The following is a 17,531-nucleotide window of genomic DNA, read 5'->3' as shown; positions in this document are numbered from 1 at the left end:
GGCTCGGCGGGCCTCGGCGCGGAGGCCGGCTCGGTCGCCTCGGGGCGGGTTGCAGGCGGCCAGCCCCAGCACGGCGGCGCTCAGGAGAAGACGGCGGATCATCGGCGCTCCTTGGAGTTCGCCCCCATCAACGCACGAAAACGGCGCGCGGAGAACCGCGCGCCGTCAAAACGCTGATCGGCCCGAGGGCCGCTCCGTCGAAAGACCTAGTCTTCCTTCGGCGTCAGGACCTGGCGGCCGCGATAGGTGCCGGTCTTCAGGTCGATGTGGTGCGGGCGCTTCAGCTCGCCGGTGTCCTTGTCCTCAACGTAGGCGTTCGTGCCCAGGGCGTCGTGGGCGCGGCGCATGTTGCGACGCGAGGGCGATACTTTGCGCTTCGGAACGGCCATGTCCGTCTCAATCTTCTTGGTCGGGCGCTGTCGCCAGCGCGAAAACAACTGCGGCGGCTCCCATGTCCTCCGGAAAGGAGGAAGAGCCGCCACGCGAGCGCGGGCTTATGCATGAAGCCGCGGGCGATTTCAAGGCGGTTCGGCGCGCCGCGTCAGGCCAGCGGCCGCTCCATGACGATGAAGTGCAGATCGTCCCGCAGCGGCAGGCCGAATCTGGGGTCGCCATAAGGGAACGGCAGGGTCTCGCCGGTCGCCGCATACCCCAGCCGCTCGTACCAGGCGATCAGGGTCTCGCGCTGAGGCAGGACCGAGATCCGCGACCGCACGGCGCCGAATCGGCGGGCCATCTCGGCATGGGCGGCCTCGACCAGGCGTCGGCCCAGCCCGCCGCCCTGAAGGGTCGGGCCGACGGACAGCATGCCGAAATAGCCGGTCCCCTCTCCCCGGTCGGCGATCAGGATGCAGCCCAGGAGCGCGCCGTCCCGCCAGGCGGTGAGCAGGTCCTGTTTCGGATCGGCAAGGATCGAGGCCAGGTCTTCGGGGTCGGTACGCTGTCCCTCCAGAAGATCGGCCTCGGTGGTCCAACCGGCGCGCGAGGCTTCGCCGCGATAGGCGCTCTCGACAAGGGCGTGCAGAGCCGGAATGTCGGCGGGCGTCGCCGGGCGCACAGTGAGGTCGGTCATGCCGCCAGCATGTCGGCGACCGCCTCGCCGATGGCAAGGGAGCTGGTCAGTCCCGGGCTCTCGATGCCGAACAGGGCCACAAGACCATCCAGGCCATGGTCGTCGCGGCCGCGCAGCTGGAAGTCCGGCTGAGGTTCCCCCGGCCCATGCAGCTTGGGTCGAATGCCGGCGTAGTCGGGGGTCAGCGCCCCATCGGGCAGGCCCGGCCAGAAATGGCGGATGTACCGTTCGAACTCGGCCATCTTGGCGGGGTCGACCCGATAGTCCTCGGTCTCGACATAGGCGAGGTCGGGCCCGAACACCCCCTGCCCGCCCAGGTCCTTGCGATAATGGGTGCCCAGCGCGCCCGGGATCGGCGGCGGATAGACCAGCCTTTCGAACGGAGCCTTGCCGGTCAGGCGGAAATAGACCCCCTTGCCCAGGTGGCGGGCGGGAATGCGGGCGGCCGGATAGCCTTCGATGCGGCTCGCGACGTCCTGCGCACCCAGGCCCGGCGCGGCGACCAGCAGCCGGGCGGTCAAGGTCGCCCTGTCCTCCCCCGCCCGCCACGATCGAAAAGCCGCCGTCCGGCAGGGGCTGGGCCCGCTCGAACGGGGTGGACAGAACGACCGAGCCGCCGGCGTCCTCGATCTCGCCCTGCAGGGCCAGCATGTAGTCGTGGCTGGCGAACAGACCGCTCTCGGGCGACAGGATGGCGGCGTGGGCGTTCAGCCCCGGCTCCAGCGCGCGAGCCTGGGCGCCGGTCAGATGCTCCAGCCCCTCGACCCCGTTCGCCGTCGCCCGCCGAAAAATGGCCTCGATGCGCTCGACCTCGGCCTCCTCGGTGGCGACGACCAGCTTGCCGCATTTTCGGTAGTCGATCTTGTGGCTGTCCAGGAAGGCGTAGAGGGCGCGCCGGCCCTGGACGCAGAACTCCGCCTTCAGCGAGCCGGTCGGATAATAGAGGCCGCCGTGGATGACCTCGCTGTTGCGCGACGAGACGCCCTGGCCGACATGCGGCTCCTTCTCGAGCACCAGCACCGCCAGGCCCCGCTTCGCCAGCGCCCGCCCGCAGGCCAGGCCGACCGCCCCAGCGCCCACGACCACAGCGTCGAAATCGAAGCTCATGCCGCGCCTCCGTACCGCCGCTTCGCCTCGGCCTCGAAACAGGCCATCAGCTTGCCGACCGCGCGGTCGAAGTTCGCTTGCAGCATCCCGTCCAGCAGGCGCGAGCGGAAGGCGAAGTCGATCATGAACTCCACCCGCGTCCCCCCAGGATCGGGAAAGAACTCCCAGCGGTTCTTCAGGTGGTGGAAGGGGCCTCTGAGCAGCCCGACCTCGACCATCGGCCGGTTCCGGTCGTGCCTTACCCAGGTGGAGAAGCGCTCGCGCAGGAAGGAGAAGCCGACCGAGGCCTCGGCGTCCTCGACGCAGATTCCGGGCCGTTCCTCGCGCCGGTTCCAGGTCCGCATGCCAGTCACCCAGGGCACGAACGACGGATAGGCCTTCACGTCCGCCACCAGCTCGGCGAGCTGGTCAGGTTGGTAGGACAGGATTCTTGTGACGCGATGGACGGCCAAGCCGGGATCAGCGCCCCGTCTGCGCCAGGCGCGCGGCCTTCAGCCGGGCGAAATCCTCGCCGGCGTGATGCGAGCTGCGGGTCAGCGGGCTCGACGACACCATCAGGAAGCCCTTGGCCCGGGCGATCGCCTCATAGGCCTTGAACTCCTCCGGCGTCACGAAACGCTCGATGGCCGCATGCTTGCGGGTGGGCTGCAGGTACTGGCCGATGGTGATGAAGTCGACGCCGGCGGAGCGCATGTCGTCCATCACCTGCATGACCTCCTCCTTGGTCTCGCCCAGCCCGACCATGATGCCGGACTTGGTGAACTGGTTGGGGTCGCGCTCCTTGACCATCTGCAGCAGGCGCAGCGAGTGGAAGTAGCGGGCGCCGGGCCGGATCTTCAGGTACAGGCGCGGAACCGTCTCGAGGTTGTGGTTGAAGACGTCCGGGGTCGCGTCGATCATCACCTCGGCCGCGCCGTCCTTGCGCAGGAAGTCCGGCGTCAGGATCTCGATCGTCGTGTTCGGAGCCTGAAGGCGGATCTGGCGTACCACCTCGGCGAAGTGGGCGGCCCCGCCGTCGGAGACGTCGTCGCGGTCCACCGAGGTGATGACCACATGGTTCAGGCCCATCTGCTGGACGGCCAGGCCGACCTTGGCGGGCTCTTCCGGGTCCAGCGGCTGCGGCAGGCCGGTCTTGACGTTGCAGAAGGCGCAGGCCCGCGTGCAGGTGTCGCCCATGATCATCAGCGTGGCGTGCTTCTGGCTCCAGCACTCGCCGATGTTCGGACAGGCCGCCTCTTCGCAGACGGTCTTCAGCCCCTTCTCGTGCACGATCGCCTTGGTGGCGTTGTACTGGCCCGAGCCCGGCGCCTTCACGCGCAGCCAGTCCGGCTTCTTCAGCACAACGGAATCGGGGCGGTTCTGCTTCTCGGGGTGACGCAACTCGGCGGGCGTCTTCTTCAGCGTGTCGATCAGCGTGACCAAGGCGTCCGGCTCCGGCTCCAGAAGGGGCTATGTCGTCCTTCCGTGCGGCGAAGGCAAGGCGCGGGGCCCCCTCACGCCGAGTAACACATCTTTTCAACGCCGGACGGGGGCTCTAGTTTGCGCGCTCAAACGACAAGGGCGCCGCCCGAGCGCCCGGACGGAGGATGTCTTTTGCGCGTACCCCTGGACCTCAAGGCCGGCGAGGAAACGGTCTTCGACGCCCTGATCGCGGCCCGCGACACGTACGGCGACAAGGAGATCCTGGAGGACCAGGACCGCAAGCCGCTCACCTACACCGGCCTGATCCGCGCCGCCTTCGTGCTGGGCCGCAAGATCGCGGCCATGACCGAGCCGGGCGAGCGGGTCGGCGTCCTGCTGCCGTCCAGCATGGGAGTGGTCGTCACCTACTACGGCCTGCACGCCCATGGGCGTGTGCCGGTGATGATCAACTTCACGGCGGGCGAACGGAACATCAAGGCCGCCCTCGCCGCCGCCGGCGTCAAGAAGCTTCTGACCGCCAAGCGCTTCATCCAGCAGGCCAAGCTGGAGGAGCTGATCGAGCAAATCGAAAGCGCGGCCGAGATCGTCTGGCTGGACGACGTCCGCAAGACGATCGGCCTTCAGGACAAGCTCTACGGCCTGATGGCCGGCATGATGCCCAAGCGTTTCCGCGTGCCGACCCAGCCGTCGTCGCCGGGCGTGATCCTATTCACCTCGGGCAGTTTCGGCGCCCCCAAGGGCGTGGTTCTCAGCCAGTCCAACCTGGTCGCCAACTGCCGCCAGGTGGCCCAGCACATCGCGCTGGACCCCGACTGGGTGATGTTCAACCCGCTGCCGACCTTCCACTGCTTCGGCCTGACCGGCGGGGTGCTGCTGCCCCTGCTGCAGGGCATGAAGGCGTTCCAGTACCCCTCCCCGCTTCACGCCAAGCAGATCACCGAGCTGCTGCCGCAGGTGAAGGCGTCGATCCTGTTCGCCACCGACACCTTCCTGAACCAGTACGCCCGTGTGGCGGCGCCGGACGACTTCGCGACGCTGAAATTCGTCGTCGCCGGGGCCGAGCGCGTGCGCGACGAGACCCACCACCTGTTCAACACCCGCTTCCACGGCCTGAAGCTGTTGGAAGGCTATGGGGCGACCGAAGCCGCGCCGGTGGTGGCCGTCAACCACCCCGACCGCAACCGCCCGGGCACCGTCGGCCAGATCCTGCCCGGCATGGAGTGGCGACTGGACCCCGTGCCGGGCATCGACGAGGGCGGCCGCCTCTACCTGCGCGGCCCCAACGTCATGCGGGGATATCTGTCGGTCGACGACCCGACGGTGATCGAGCCGCTCAAGGACGGCTGGCACGACACCGGCGACATCGTCTCGATCGACGAGGACGGCTACGTCGCCATCCTGGGTCGCGTGAAGCGGTTCGCCAAGATCGGCGGCGAGATGGTGTCCCTGACCGCCGTCGAGGGCCTGGCCAGCGCGGTTTGGCCCGAGGCGCGCCACGCCGTGGTCGCCATCCCCGACAGCCGGAAAGGCGAGAAGCTGGTGCTGGTCACCGACCGCAAGGACGCCGACGTCTCGCGCCTGGCCGAATGGGCCCGTGAGCATGGCGCGCCTGAACTGGCGGTGCCCAAGAAGATCCTGCGGGTCGGCGAGGTGCCGGTCCTGGGCACGGGCAAGACCGACTATGTCGCGATCCAGCAGATGGCCGAGCTGGACAAGGCCGCGTGAGGCCGGGCGGCCTGAAGCCTCGCCTTTGAAGGAACGCCGACTCGGCCGCACAGTGCCCGCCTCTGCAAGAGAGGGAGGGTTCCATGTTCGATAGGTTCTCCGCGTACCAGCCGCAGCTCCTCAGCGTGCTGCGCATCGTCGCCGGCCTTCTGTTCGTCTGCCACGGCACGGCCAAGGTGCTGGGCTTTCCGGCCGTCGAGGGCGTGCCTCCGCCCGGCCTCAGCCTGGCCGGCCTGTCAGGCCCGCTGGAGCTGATCTTCGGCGTCCTGCTGGTGATCGGTCTGTTCACCCGCCCCGTCGCCTTCCTGGCGGCGGGCTTCTGCGCCGTCGGCTACTGGGCGGTGCACGGCCTTCAGAACTTCATCCCCATGGTCAACGGCGGCGAGACGATCGTGCTCTACTGCTTCGTGTGGCTGTACTTCGTGGCCGCCGGCCCGGGCCCGTGGTCGGTGGACGCAGCGATGAAGAAGACCTGATCAGCCGATCCGAACGCTCGTCATCGAGATCGATCCGCCCTCGATGACGTCGTTGAAGAAGCTCACGTCGTCGCCCGGCCTTCGCTGGGCGGCGACGTAGAGCAGCGGCAGGTAGTGTTCGTCGGTCGGCACGCTCAGCTGGGCGTCCTCGGCCAGATGCACCCAGTCGATCAGGGCGTCGTCGTCGCCCCTGAACAGGGCGGCCTTGACCGCCTCGTTGAAGTCGACCGCCCAGTCGTAGGGTCCGCCGCCGTCGCGCTTCCAGCGCCGCAGGTTGTGCACGAAGTCGCCGGATCCGGCGATCACTATCCCCTCGTCCCGCAACGGGTTGAGCCGCCGGGCGAGTTCGAAATGCCCGCGGGCGTCCAGTCGCCGGTTCAGCGACAGCTGGACGACCGGAACGTCCGCCGCGGGCCAGACATGGGCCAGGACGGACCAGGTCCCGTGATCCAGCCCCCATTGGGTCGTCGGCGCCGCCCCGGTGAGCTCGGCGACCCGGCCGGCCAGCTCCGGTGACCCCGGCGCGGGATACTGCATCGCATGAAGTTCGGTGGGAAAACCGCCGAAATCGTGGATGGTTTCTGGCTGCGCCTGCGCCGTCACGCCCAGGCCAGCCGTTTCCCAGTGCGCCGAGACCATGACCACCCCCTTCGGCTTGCCGACCGCCTGGCCCAGAGCGCGCCAGGCGTCCGCATAGGGCCCGCCCAGCGCGTTCATGGGCGAGCCGTGGCCGAAGAAGATCGCCGGCTGCCGGGTCATGGTCAGCCGAACAGCTTCTTGGCCGTTTCGGCCACGTAGCGGCCCTGCCAGCGGGCGCCGTCCAGCTCGTTGTCGCTGGGCATGCGGGCGCCCGTGCCGCCGGTGATGGTGGTGGCGCCGTAGGGCGAGCCGCCGGTGATCTCGTCCATCGTCTGCTGGCCGCTCCAGGCGTAGGGCAGGCCCGCGATCAGCATGCCGTGGTGCAGCAGGGTCTGGATCAGGCCGATCAGGGTGGTCTCCTGGCCGCCGTGCTGGGTGGCGGTCGAGGTGAAGGCCGAGCCCACCTTGCCGACCAGCGCGCCCTTCATCCAGACGCCGCCCGTCTGGTCCCAGAAGTTGCGCATCTGCGATGCCGCCGTGCCGTAGCGGGTGCCGGCGCCCACGATCACCGCGTCATAGTTCTCCAGATCGGCAGGGACGGCGATCGGCGCTTCCTGGTCCAGCTTGTAGCCGCTCGACCGGGCCAGTTCCTCCGGCACCAGTTCAGGTACGCGCTTGATGTCCACGACGGCGCCCTCGACCGAGCGCGCGCCTTCGGCGACCGCCTCGGCCATCCGTTCGATATGACCGTAGGTCGAGTGATAGAGAACCAGGATCCGAGGCATGACGCCCTCCGATGAGACGACGGAAAATCGCCACAGTGTCTGTGACGAACTTCAGATGGCCCGGCTCGGCGTCGGCCGCAAGTCTCATCCTTCGAAATCTTGCGAACCCCGGCGAAGGTTCCCAGATCGATGGGACCAGCGAGGGAGAACCGCATTGTTCGATCATCTGTCCGTCGGCGTCCGCGACCTTGAAGCCGCCCGCCGCTTCTACGGAGCCTTCTTCTCGCCGCTGGGCTGCGCCCTGGCCTCCGAGAAGGCGGGCGAGCTGGGCTTCGGCCCGGGCGGCGAGACCAGCCTGTTCTTCCTCTATCCGGTTCAGGGTGAGCAGGTCGGCGGCCTGGGAACCCACATCGCCTTCGCCGCCGACAGCCGCGCGGCGGTGGACGCCGCCTTCGCCGCGGCCGTGGCCGAGGGCGCGATCGTGATCCGGCCGGCGGGCGAGCATCCGGACATCTCGCCCACTTACTACGGCGCGGTGCTGCTGGATCCGGACGGCAACAAGCTGGAGATCGTCGCCGGCACGATGCACTAGCCCGGCGGCATGCGCTCGAAGGCCGTCAGGGCCGGATCCAGATCGTCCCAAGCCAGTTCGCGCACCGCATAGGTGACGACCCGCGGCCGGAACCGTTCGGGCGCGTCCAGGCTGGCGGCGTGGATCGCGGTCAGCTCCGGCCGCTCGGGAAACGTCACGTAGACTGGCGCTCCGCACGTGGGACAGAAGGCGTAGAGCTTGTCGCTTCCGCTGTCGCCGGCGACCCGCCAGGTCCTGACTTCACCCGTGATTGTCACATTCGCGCGGCTGCCGAAGGTCAGATAGGAGTTGTGGCCTGTCCCGCCGCGCCTCTGGCAGTCGCGGCACCGGCAGTGCACCTGCACCAGGGGCTCGTTCCTCGCCTCGTAGCGGATCGCCCCGCACGCGCATCCGCCCAGATAGGGCTCGGCCATGACTCAGGCCGCCTTCGGCTTGGCGAAGACGTCGAGGCCCTTGCCCGTCTCAAGCAGCGACTTCAGGCTGGACAGGACGATCGGCCAGCCCTTGCTGACGCCGTTCGCCATGCCGCTGCCGGCGATCAGGTCGTCGTGGCTGACCGTCAGCCGCACCATGTCCTCATAGGGCTCGATCTCGAAGGTCACCCGGCTGTAGGCCTCGGGGTCGTCGGCCTGGGACTGGTTGGCCCAGGTGATGACGAGACGGCTCGGCGGAGCGATCTCCACCACCTCGCCGACCAGTTCGACGGTCCGCTCGTCGTTGGCGCGGACATGCTCCCAGCGCGATCCCGGCGTCCAGTTCGAGACGTTCTCGTGACCCCAGTAGCGGCGCGCGATCTCGGGCCGGGTGATGGCCTCGAACACCTTTTCGGGCGTCGAGACGATGTAGGTGACGTAGACGAAGCGGGTCTTCTCGGCGGTCATCGCTCTTCTCCTTCGAGCTCTTGTTTCAGGTCGTGAAGCAGGCTGAGCCGCTCACGTTCGAACTTGCGCACCCACCGCTCGTAGACCTCGTGGATCGGCACGGGATTGATGAAGTGCAGCTTCTCGCGGCCCCGCCGGACGACGGCGACCAGATTGGCCTCCTCCAGGATCCCGAGGTGCTGCGTCGCCGACTGCCGGGCCATGTCCAGGTGCTCGCAGAGCTCGCCCAGGGTCCGCCCGTTCCTCTCGTGGAGGAGGTCGAGCAGCCTTCTGCGGCTAGGATCGGCCAGCGCCTTGAAGACCTTGTCGGCGTCCATCGGTTCCTCACGGATGCGAGGCTCAATATGCAGGTAAATGCCTGCATGTCAAACCTGCCGATCGATCCGCATGCCGCCGGACGGCCGCCCCTAACGGCCCAGGGGGCAGACGCGGTCGTAGAAGGCCTTGTTCGCCGGGGTCTTCAACCCTCTCGACAGGCGGAAGCGATGCTCGACGACCATCGCCTGCTGCTCGATGTTCAGACCATCCCACAGGCAGTCGACGCCCAGAGGATATTCGTAGGACTGGGGCCTGTCGCCGGCCCTCAGTTTGCCCGTCAGCAGGTTCACCCCCTGCTGGGCCTGCCAGACATGGGTCAGTTCGTGGATGAAGGTCGCCTGGCGGCCCAGGGGGCCCCGCGTCAGATCGTCAAGCAGCGTGGTCCCGGGCCACACGATCCACTCCCGCCCGAACCAGCGCCCGGGCACGAAGGCGCGATCGAAGGGCCAAGGGGCCTTCAGGATGCGGACGGTGTCGTAGCGCAGCCCGTTCCCGAACGCCTCGCGCGCCAGGTCGATCTCGGCGGATGTCAACGGCCGCTTGATCATCAGCCGTTCATAGGGGCGGCGGCGCGCCGACGTAACCGCCGGTCGGGCTGACCCATTCCCAGTGCCAGGGTTCATAGGCGTAGGGGATGAAGCCGAAGCGTTCGGCGTTCTTGACCAGCCAGCGGTAGGTGGCACCTCGGGTCATGTGCAGGCGGCTGGCCGGCGAGGTGTTGTCCACCCCCAGACCGGGCGCCTGGCCGACGTACAGATCCACCGCCGTGCCCGTCCGGTGCGGCGAGCAGAGGGCCCGGCGCAGACCGTCGCAATTGCCCGACTGGGCACAGCGCGCGGCGTCGGCCTCGGGATCGCGGAAGCCCGAGAAGATCTGCAGCAACTCCGGATTGGCCGCCACCTCGGGCACCTCGGCCCGCGCCGCGGCGACCATCTCGCGATAGGCGTCCAGCACGTCGCGGCGCAACAGGCGGGTCAGACGATCCGCGTGCTCCTCGGACTCGACCAGATAGCCGAGCTGATAGAGCGGCGGCGGATCCGGGCAAGGCTCCTGGCGCACCCGGGCCATGATGAAGGGCCGGCGCTCCTGCCAGACGCCGCGGAAGACCTGGAAGGTCTCCGCGTCGAACCAGCCCGTCGGCGGCAGCCCCCGAGCGTACTGGAAGTCCGCCAGCGCCCGGGCGAAGCGCGGCGTGCCGGGGGCGCAATCCGTGCCGATCTCCTTCTGGATCAGAGGGAGATACGTCTCCCAGCCCCATTCCGCGCCGTTGAACGGCGCCCACTGCATCGACTGGAACGAGACCCGGTTGGCGAAGGCCGGGGCGCCCCATTCGACGGGATCGGCGTCGCACCGTTCGCCCCTGGCGTCTCCCCTCCCCTGCGCCATCGCCGCGCCGGCGGTCAGCCAGACGGCGCCGGCGCACAACAGGGAAAGAAGACGGCTGGGCGGCATGACGGCAGGTGACCCTACCTCGCCGCCGGCCGCAAGGGCTGTCACCCCTGAGCGGGCCAGACCTGTGGAGGGCACGCAGCAGCCTCGCGCGCGGCGCGCAAAGGCGGCATGGTGAAGCTGCGGCCGACTCAGGGGCCGTCGCAGCCGGACCCGTCCATGACCGACGCCGCCGCCTCCCCCGCCGCCCCACGGCGATCGAACGCCGTCCTGGCCGCCTTCTCCACGGTCTGCCTGCCGCTGGCGGCGTTCGGCGTGGCCCTGCCGGTCACCCTGCCGGAGTTCTACGCCACCTTCGTGGGGCTGGAGCTCGGCGTGGTCGCGACGGTGTTCATGGCCGTGCGCCTGATCGACATCACCTTCGACCCCTTCATCGGCTGGGCCATGGACCGGACGAAGACCCGCTTCGGCCGCTATCGCCCGTGGATGATCGCCTCGACGCCCATCCTGATGCTCGCGGCGCTGATGATGTTCGTCGTGGTCCAGCCCGGCGCGGGCGCCGCCTACCTCTTCGGCTGGCTGCTGGTGCTCTACCTCGGCTTCTCGATCGCGACCCTGGGCCAGCTGGGCTGGGCCTCGGTCCTGGCCCCGGAATACGACCAGCGCAGCCGGGTCTACGGCTGGTGGCAGGTGTTCAACATCATCGGCGTGATCTTGATCCTGATCCTTCCGACGGTGGTGGTGCAGCTGAAGATCGGCGACTACGCCGACGGCGTCCGCATCATGGGTTGGGCCATCCTGATCGCCCTGCCGGTGACCATCGGCCTGGCCCTGTTCACCGTGCCGGAGCCGGTCAACGCCGGCGCCGCGCCGCACGGGGGACCGAGCGCCTACCTGGGCCTGTTCAAACGCAAGGCGGTTAGAAAACTGCTGTTCGCCGACGTCCTGCTCGGAGTCGCGCCGGGCATCACCGGCTCGCTGCTGTTCTTCTTCTTCGGCCAGATCAAGGGCTATGGGCACACCGAGGCCTCGTTGTTCATGCTGCTGTACTTCGTCGCCGGCCTGGTCGGCGCGCCGTTCTGGGCGTGGCTGGCGACCAAGGTCGGCAAGGACCGGGCCTTGGCCATCGCGAGCCTGGCGTTCGCCGGCCTCTACATTGGCGCGACCCTGGTCCCGGGGGGCAGCTTCGCCCTGACGGCGGTGGTGATGTTCCTGGCCGGCCTGCCCTATGCGGCGGGTCTGTTCCTGCTGCGAGCCATGATGGCCGACGTCGGAGACGAGGTCCGGCTGGAGACCGGCGTGGATCGCACCGGCCTGATGTTCTCCATCCTGTCGGCCACCACAAAGATCGGCCACGTGGTCGCCCTGATCCCCTACCTGATCCTGCAGTGGGTGGGCTTCAGGGCGGTGCCCCCGCCCGGCGGCAACAGCGAGTTCTCGCTGCTGGCCCTGCAGGTCCTGTTTATCCTCCTGCCCGGCCTGCTGTTGGCGGCGGCGGCGCTGGTGCTAAAGAACTACCCCCTGACCCCGGCCCGGCACGACGAGATCCGCAAGGCCCTCGAAGCCCGAGACGCCAAGACCGAGACCGCATGACCTCGCCCATCGATCGCCTGACCGCCATCATGGCGCGACTTCGCGCGCCCGTCGGCGGCTGCCCCTGGGACGTGGAGCAGACCTTCCAGACCATCGCGCCCTACACGCTGGAAGAGGCTTACGAGGTCGCCGACGCCATCGAGCGCGGCGATATGGACGACCTCAGGTCCGAGCTAGGCGACCTGCTGTTCCAGGTCGTCTTCCACGCCCGGATGGCCGAGGAACAGGGGCTGTTCGCCTTCGACGACGTGGCGAACGCCATCTCCGACAAGCTGGAACGGCGCCATCCGCACGTTTTCGGCGAGGCGGCGTCCCTGGGTTCGGCCGGCGAGGTCAAGCAGCGGTGGGAGGACATCAAGGCCGCCGAGCGCAAGGCGAAGGACCAGCACGGCGTGCTGGACGACGTGCCCGTCGGCCTGCCCGCCCTGGCGCGCGCCGCCAAGCTGACCAAGCGCGCCGCCCACGTCGCTTCGACTGGCCGTCGACCGCCGAGGTTATGGAAAAGCTGGACGAGGAGGTCGCCGAGCTGAAGGTCGAGATCGCCGCCGGCGACCTGGACAAGGCGCGCGGCGAGCTGGGCGACCTGCTGTTCGTGATGGCCAACCTGGCGCGGAAGCTGGGAGTCGAGCCCGAGGAGGCCCTGCGTGGGGCGAACGCCAAATTCGTCCGCCGGTTCGGCTTCATCGAGGCGGAACTGGCCAAGGACGGGCGGACCCCGGAGCAGTCGGATCTGGCCGAGATGGACGGCCTATGGGATGCGGCCAAGGCGGCCGAACGCGAGGGCGCCGCATGACCGCCGACCGTCACGATCCCGGCGGCAAGGTGCGGCTGGCGCTGATGGAGGGAGTCAGGGGCGACGCCGTCTTCAGCGAGGACGGCCGCTATCGGCCGCTGATGCGCCGCTGGCGGGGCGACGCCTTTCCCGACCACTACCTGCTGTTCATCGGCATGAACCCGTCCACCGCCGACGCCGCGGTGAACGACCCGACCTGCGCGCGCGAATGGACCTTCGCTCAAAGAGAAGGGTTCGACGCCATGATCAAGGCCAATGTCGGCGACTATCGCGCCACCGATCCCAAGATGCTGCTGCAGCCGGGCGTCGTGGCCTCCTCGCCCGCCAACCTGCCGGCGATCCGCCAGGCGGCGGCGGGCGCGGCGCGGGTGATCTTGTGCCACGGCAAGCTGAACAAGGCCTTGGCGCCCGCCGGCCAGGCCCTCGTGAAGGCTCTGATCGAAGACGGCGTGCCGCTGTGGTGCTTCGGGACCAACGCCGACGGCAGCCCCAAGCACCCGCTCTACCTGCGGGGGGACACGCCGATCATCCGCTGGACGCCGAACGCCTAGGCGCCCTGGCCGAACTGCCGCTCGAACCGTCCCAGCGCCGCGGGATGCAAGCGCACGGTCACGTGGGTTCGCCCGGCTGCGTCGGTCTCGCGCCCGGTGACGCGGCCGTTGGCGTAGAGCCAGGCCAGCGCCTCGCCCTGGTGGGGCTCCAGCACGACCTCGGTTTCGGGATCGTCGTCGATCAGGCCGGCGATGGTTTCGCGCAGGGGCTCGATCCCCTCCCCGGTCCAGGCGGAGACGGCCACGGCCTGGCCTTGCGCGCGCAGGCGCTCGGCCTGGCCCAGAACGGCCTCGCGGACCTCGGCGTCCAGGAGGTCGACCTTGTTCCAGACCTCAAGCACGCGGCGGGTTTTTCCCTCGACCGTGGGAATCTGCTTCAGGACCGCCTCGACGTCCTTGGCCTGGGCGTCGGAATCCGGGCTGGCGATATCGCGGACGTGCAGGATCAGGTCCGCCTCGCCCACCTCTTCCAGGGTGGCGCGGAAACTCTCGACCAGTTCGTGCGGCAGGTCCGAGATGAAGCCGACGGTGTCGGAGATGATCGCGGCCGGCCCTGCGGCAGGCGGATGGTGCGCTGGGTGGTGTCCAGGGTGGCGAACAGCAGGTCCTTGGCCAGGACCTCGGCCCCCGTCAGCCGGTTGAACAGCGTCGACTTGCCCGCGTTGGTGTAGCCGACCAGGGCGACGGTCGGGAACGGGACCTTCTGGCGAGCCTTGCGATGCAGGCCACGCGTACGGCGCACCTCTTCCAGCTCGCCCTTCAGGCGGACGATGCGGTCGGCGATCAGGCGGCGGTCCAGTTCGATCTGGGTTTCGCCCGGGCCGCCCGTGCTTCCTGTGCCGCCCCGCTGGCGTTCCAGGTGGGTCCAGGTGCGGACCAGGCGGGACCGTTCGTAGTCCAACCGCGCCAGCTCGACCTGCAGCCGGCCCTCCTTGGTGCGGGCGCGGCGGCCGAAGATTTCCAGGATCAGGCCCGTACGGTCGATGACCTTGGCATCCCAGGCCTTCTCAAGGTTCCGCTGCTGCACCGGCGACAGATCATCGTCGACAACCACGGCCTCGGCGTCGGCGGCGCGGACCAGGGCGGCCAGTTCGTCGACCTTGCCCGAACCGAACAGCGTCGCCGGCGCGGCTTGCGCACGCGCACGATCTCCTCGGCGCGCACATCCAGGTCCAGCGCCCGGGCCAGGCCCGCGGCCTCCTCCAGACGTTCTTCGGCCAACCGCGAGCTCTCGCTGCGGCCGTCGGGATGGATGACGACGGCCCGGATCAGCGGGACGGCGTGGTCGATCAGTTTCGTGCTCAGAAGTTCAGACTCTCATGAAGACGTCATCCTCGGGCGAGACCCGAGGATCGGATGATCCGGTTCAAGCGACAGATAGGCGTCCGTCGGTCGGAGAGCCATCCCACGCCCGTGAGGCGCACGACGTCCGATCCTCGGGTCAAGCCCGAGGATGATGGCGGAAGGGAGATCAATCCTCGTCCGCTTCCGGCTCGTACAACTGCACCGGCGCGGAGGGCATGATGGTCGAGATGGCGTGCTTGTAGACCAGCTGCGACTGGCCGTCGCGACGCAGCAGGACGCAGAAGTTGTCGAACCAAGTCACGATGCCCTGAAGCTTGACCCCGTTGACCAGGAAGATGGTCAGCGGCGTCTTGGTCTTGCGCACCGAGTTGAGGAAGGTGTCCTGAAGGTTCTGGCGTTTGTCTTGCGACATGGCGGGTAGGTCCCGTTCTTGATTGTTCTCCGGCCGTGGGAGCGGCGCGGGGCCGGCTGGCGGCGCAACCACCATAAGCGTCAACAGCGACCGATCAATCTCAATCCGCCAGTCTCGGCTCCGACGAGAACCGACAGCCGATCAAATCGCGTCGCGCGCGCCGCGTTCCATATAGAGCTGGCGCAGGCGGGTCGCGATCGGGCCGGGCTTGCCGTCGCCGATCTTCACGCCGTCGATCGACACCGCCGGCATGACGAAGGCGCCCGCTGCGGTGAAGAAGGCCTCCCGGGCCCGCTTGGCCTCGTCGACCGTGAAGGCGCGCTCCTCCAGCTCGATCCCCTCCTCCTTCAGGATGTCCAGCAGTGTCGTGCGCGTGCACCCTTTCAGGATGTTCGCCTGGGTGTCGCGCGTGCGCAGCTTGCCGTGCTCGTCGATGATCCAGGCGTTGGTCGACGAGCCTTCGGTGACCAGGCCCATGTCGTCGACCATCCAGGCCTCGTAGGCCCCACGATCCTTGGCGATCTGCTTGGCCAGGATGTTGGGCAGCAGGCCGACCGTCTTGATGTCGCAGCGCCCCCAGCGAATGTCCGGGGTGGTGACCACGGCCACGCCGTTGGCGGCGACGGCGTCGGTCTTCAGTGGGCTGATCGAGCGGGAGGTGACGATGACGCTGGGCGGCGTGCCCGGCGGCGGGAACGGATGGTCCCGACGCGCCGTGCCCCGGGTGACCTGCAGATAGACGATGCCGTTCTTCACCCGGTTGCGCCGGATGGTCTCCTTCAGCACCTGGGTCAGGGCCTCGCGCGACATCGGAATGTCGATGCGCAGTTCGGTCAGGCTGCGGTGCAGCCGGGTCATGTGCCCGTCGAAGTCGGCCATCCGGCCGTCGAACACCGACCAGACCTCATAGACGCCGTCGGCGAACTGGAAGCCGCGGTCCTCGACATGGACCGTGGCCTGTCCATGCGGGACATACTGGCCGTTGACATAGGCGACGCGGCTCATTCCTCGACGGATCCTTCTTCATCCTCGCCGCCGCGGGCCGGCGACACGCCCAGCGACTTCAGCTTCCTGTGCAGCGCCGAACGCTCCATGCCGATGAAGGCGGCCGTGCGCGAGATGTTTCCGCCGAACCGCATGATCTGGGCGGCCAGGTATTCGCGCTCGAACACCTCGCGGGCCTCGCGCAGCGGCAGCGCAATGATCCGCTCGGCGCCCAGGGTGCCGGTGGAGTTGGCGTTGGTGGCCTCCGACGGCAGGGCGTCGGCGCCGATCGGCTCGTTGACGTCGCCCGTCGCCAGGATCAGCAGGCGTTCGACGTTGTTCCTCAGCTGGCGCACATTGCCCGGCCAGGGATGGACCTGCAGCACGGCGATCGCGTCGTCGCCCAGCCGCCGGCGCGGCAGGCCCTGCGACGCCGCCAGGCTCTCGATGAAGTAATCGACCAGCTCCTGAATGTCCTCGCGCCGCTCGGACAGCGCCGGCACGCGGATGGGCACGACGTTCAGCCGGTGGAACAGGTCCTCGCGGAAGCGGCCCTCGGCGATCTCCGTCTTCAGGTCGCGCGAGGTCGAGGTGATGACCCTCACATCGACCTGGACGTCCTGCTCGCCGCCGACCCGGCGGAAACGCTGCTCGACCAGGACGCGCAGCACCCGGCTCTGGCTCTCGCGCGGCATGTCGCCGACGTCGTCCAGGTAGAGAGTGCCGTTGTGGGCGCGCTCGAACACGCCGATCTTGCGCGGCCGGCCGTCGCCGCCCTCTTCGCCGAACAGCTCCAGGTCCAGGCGTTCCGGCGTCATGCCGGCCGCCGCGATGGCGACGAACTCGCCGCGGGCCCGGGCGCTGGCCTCGTGGATCTGGCGCGCCACCAGTTCCTTGCCAGAGCCGGGCGGCCCGGAGATCAGCACGCGGCTGTTGGCGGGCGCGACTTGGCGATGGTGCTGCGCAGGGCCTGGCCGCCGCCGACTTGCCCGATGAGGGCCGGTGGGCGCCGCCGACCTGCGCCCGCAGGCGGCGGTTCTCGCGCTTCAGGGCAGAGGCCTCCAGGGCGCGTTGGACGACAACCACCAGCCGGTCGGACTTGAACGGCTTCTCGATGAAGTCGTAGGCGCCGCGCTGCAGGGCGCTGACCGCCGTCTCGATATTGCCGTGGCCCGAGATCATGACGACGGGCAGATCGGGGTCCAGCTCCTTGATCAGGTCCAGAAGCTCCAGCCCGTCCAGGCCGCCGCCCTGCATCCAGATGTCCAGCAGCGCCAGCGACGGGCGGCGCGCCCGGATCGCGGCCAGGGCCTCGTCGGAGTTGGAGGCCACGCGCACGGCGTGTCCCTCGTCCTCCAGCAGGCCCGAGACCAGATCTCGGATGTCGGCCTCGTCGTCGACGACCAGGATGTCGGCTCCGGTGGAACGCATGACGCCTCGCTATTCGGCCGCCGGAGGGACGTGGACCGGGACGAGCGCGCGCCTGCTCGTCCGCCCGCCGCCGGTCGGCTTGGTCGGTTGACGGTTATTCGGGAGGGGATCGAGGGAGGCACTACCTTAGGGCGACCTCGATCGAGGGGTTTCCGCCTGTCGGCCAGGCTTTCCGA

Annotated in this window: 18 protein-coding genes and 4 pseudogenes; 6 read left to right on the top strand and 16 right to left on the bottom strand. The window is 68.8% G+C overall.

Annotated elements, in window-relative coordinates; genetic code table 11:
- Nucleotides 1-206 precede the first annotated feature (206 nt).
- The 5 genes and pseudogenes from rpmF to lipA all read right to left on the bottom strand — a co-directional run bounded on the left by rpmF (nucleotide 207) and on the right by lipA (nucleotide 3,601).
- Nucleotides 207-389, bottom strand: coding sequence for a 50S ribosomal protein L32 (rpmF, locus tag AC2W7C_RS03180; RefSeq protein WP_056449735.1), 183 nt, complete (start codon nucleotides 387-389; stop codon nucleotides 207-209).
- Between the two features lie 152 nt (nucleotides 390-541).
- The gene (locus AC2W7C_RS03175) at nucleotides 542-1,072 is read right to left on the bottom strand and encodes a GNAT family N-acetyltransferase (protein ID WP_486000140.1); all 531 of its coding nucleotides are present in this window, start codon (nucleotides 1,070-1,072) and stop codon (nucleotides 542-544) included.
- A pseudogene (locus tag AC2W7C_RS03170) lies at nucleotides 1,069-2,179 on the bottom strand (NAD(P)/FAD-dependent oxidoreductase). The gene AC2W7C_RS03175 and the pseudogene AC2W7C_RS03170 overlap by 4 nt, the downstream one beginning before the upstream one ends.
- Nucleotides 2,176-2,631: a type II toxin-antitoxin system RatA family toxin gene (locus AC2W7C_RS03165; protein ID WP_486000139.1), complete on the bottom strand. Its 456-nt coding sequence runs from the start codon at nucleotides 2,629-2,631 to the stop codon at nucleotides 2,176-2,178. The pseudogene AC2W7C_RS03170 and the gene AC2W7C_RS03165 overlap by 4 nt, the downstream one beginning before the upstream one ends.
- Nucleotides 2,632-2,638: 7 nt before the next feature.
- A complete protein-coding gene (lipA, locus tag AC2W7C_RS03160; RefSeq protein ID WP_486000138.1) occupies nucleotides 2,639-3,601 on the bottom strand; it encodes a lipoyl synthase in 963 nt (320 codons plus the stop codon).
- A 171-nt stretch (nucleotides 3,602-3,772) separates the two neighbouring features.
- On the opposite strand from lipA, the gene AC2W7C_RS03155 reads away from it, so the two are divergent.
- Together AC2W7C_RS03155 and AC2W7C_RS03150 are read left to right on the top strand one after the other, a co-directional pair.
- Nucleotides 3,773-5,326, top strand: coding sequence for an AMP-binding protein (locus AC2W7C_RS03155; protein ID WP_486000137.1), 1,554 nt, complete (start codon nucleotides 3,773-3,775; stop codon nucleotides 5,324-5,326).
- A gap of 83 nt (nucleotides 5,327-5,409) precedes the next feature.
- On the top strand, nucleotides 5,410-5,802 hold the full coding sequence (locus AC2W7C_RS03150; RefSeq protein WP_486000136.1) for a DoxX family protein: 393 nt from the start codon (nucleotides 5,410-5,412) through the stop codon (nucleotides 5,800-5,802).
- Here AC2W7C_RS03150 and ygiD read toward each other — a convergent pair whose 3' ends face one another.
- Both ygiD and wrbA read right to left on the bottom strand, forming a co-directional pair.
- Nucleotides 5,803-6,561, bottom strand: a complete 759-nt coding sequence (ygiD, locus tag AC2W7C_RS03145; protein WP_486000135.1) for a 4,5-DOPA-extradiol-dioxygenase — start codon at nucleotides 6,559-6,561, stop codon at nucleotides 5,803-5,805. It abuts the gene before it with no gap.
- A 2-nt stretch (nucleotides 6,562-6,563) separates the two neighbouring features.
- Nucleotides 6,564-7,166, bottom strand: a complete 603-nt coding sequence (wrbA, locus tag AC2W7C_RS03140; RefSeq protein ID WP_486000134.1) for an NAD(P)H:quinone oxidoreductase — start codon at nucleotides 7,164-7,166, stop codon at nucleotides 6,564-6,566.
- Between the two features lie 154 nt (nucleotides 7,167-7,320).
- Between wrbA and AC2W7C_RS03135 the strand changes: the two genes are divergently transcribed.
- Entirely contained in the window at nucleotides 7,321-7,698 is a 378-nt protein-coding gene (locus tag AC2W7C_RS03135) for a VOC family protein (RefSeq protein WP_486000133.1), read from the top strand.
- Here AC2W7C_RS03135 and AC2W7C_RS03130 read toward each other — a convergent pair.
- From AC2W7C_RS03130 to AC2W7C_RS03110, 5 genes are all read right to left on the bottom strand, one after another.
- Entirely contained in the window at nucleotides 7,695-8,111 is a 417-nt protein-coding gene (locus AC2W7C_RS03130; protein WP_486000132.1) for a GFA family protein, read from the bottom strand. The genes AC2W7C_RS03135 and AC2W7C_RS03130 overlap by 4 nt on opposite strands.
- A 3-nt stretch (nucleotides 8,112-8,114) precedes the next feature.
- Entirely contained in the window at nucleotides 8,115-8,579 is a 465-nt protein-coding gene (locus AC2W7C_RS03125) for an SRPBCC family protein (protein ID WP_486000131.1), read from the bottom strand.
- Complete coding sequence (locus AC2W7C_RS03120; RefSeq protein ID WP_486000130.1) at nucleotides 8,576-8,896, bottom strand: ArsR/SmtB family transcription factor; 321 nt, start codon at nucleotides 8,894-8,896, stop codon at nucleotides 8,576-8,578. The genes AC2W7C_RS03125 and AC2W7C_RS03120 overlap by 4 nt, the downstream gene beginning before the upstream one ends.
- A 90-nt stretch (nucleotides 8,897-8,986) precedes the next feature.
- Entirely contained in the window at nucleotides 8,987-9,445 is a 459-nt protein-coding gene (locus AC2W7C_RS03115) for a hypothetical protein (protein WP_486000129.1), read from the bottom strand.
- Nucleotides 9,446-9,452: 7 nt separating this feature from the next.
- Complete coding sequence (locus AC2W7C_RS03110; RefSeq protein ID WP_486000128.1) at nucleotides 9,453-10,349, bottom strand: D-alanyl-D-alanine carboxypeptidase family protein; 897 nt, start codon at nucleotides 10,347-10,349, stop codon at nucleotides 9,453-9,455.
- A 156-nt stretch (nucleotides 10,350-10,505) separates the two neighbouring features.
- Between AC2W7C_RS03110 and AC2W7C_RS03105 the strand changes: the two genes are divergently transcribed.
- The 3 genes and pseudogenes from AC2W7C_RS03105 to AC2W7C_RS03095 all read left to right on the top strand — a co-directional run bounded on the left by AC2W7C_RS03105 (nucleotide 10,506) and on the right by AC2W7C_RS03095 (nucleotide 13,223).
- Nucleotides 10,506-11,879 (top strand): MFS transporter, encoded by a 1,374-nt coding sequence (locus tag AC2W7C_RS03105; protein WP_486000127.1) that lies wholly within the window; start codon nucleotides 10,506-10,508, stop codon nucleotides 11,877-11,879.
- Nucleotides 11,876-12,672 (top strand): annotated as a pseudogene (mazG, locus tag AC2W7C_RS03100) (nucleoside triphosphate pyrophosphohydrolase). Before AC2W7C_RS03105 ends, mazG begins: the two are co-directional and overlap by 4 nt.
- A complete protein-coding gene (locus tag AC2W7C_RS03095) occupies nucleotides 12,669-13,223 on the top strand; it encodes a DUF1643 domain-containing protein (RefSeq protein WP_486000126.1) in 555 nt (184 codons plus the stop codon). The pseudogene mazG and the gene AC2W7C_RS03095 overlap by 4 nt, the downstream one beginning before the upstream one ends.
- On the opposite strand, the pseudogene hflX reads toward AC2W7C_RS03095, so the two are convergent.
- The 4 genes and pseudogenes from hflX to ntrX form a co-directional block, all read right to left on the bottom strand.
- Nucleotides 13,220-14,528 (bottom strand): annotated as a pseudogene (gene hflX, locus AC2W7C_RS03090) (GTPase HflX). The gene AC2W7C_RS03095 and the pseudogene hflX sit on opposite strands and share 4 nt — an antisense overlap.
- A 166-nt stretch (nucleotides 14,529-14,694) precedes the next feature.
- Nucleotides 14,695-14,940, bottom strand: coding sequence for an RNA chaperone Hfq (gene hfq / locus AC2W7C_RS03085; protein WP_013269198.1), 246 nt, complete (start codon nucleotides 14,938-14,940; stop codon nucleotides 14,695-14,697).
- A 141-nt stretch (nucleotides 14,941-15,081) separates the two neighbouring features.
- Nucleotides 15,082-15,945 carry a D-amino-acid transaminase gene (locus AC2W7C_RS03080; protein ID WP_486000125.1) on the bottom strand — a complete coding sequence of 288 codons (864 nt, stop codon included), beginning with the start codon at nucleotides 15,943-15,945 and terminating at the stop codon, nucleotides 15,082-15,084.
- Nucleotides 15,942-17,355, bottom strand: a pseudogene (gene ntrX / locus AC2W7C_RS03075) (nitrogen assimilation response regulator NtrX). Before ntrX ends, AC2W7C_RS03080 begins: the two are co-directional and overlap by 4 nt.
- Between the last annotated feature and the right edge of the window lie 176 nt (nucleotides 17,356-17,531).

The organism is Brevundimonas sp. CURTG3B2_SDJG (assembly GCF_057364705.1).
This window is presented reverse-complemented; position numbering and strand designations above follow the sequence as displayed.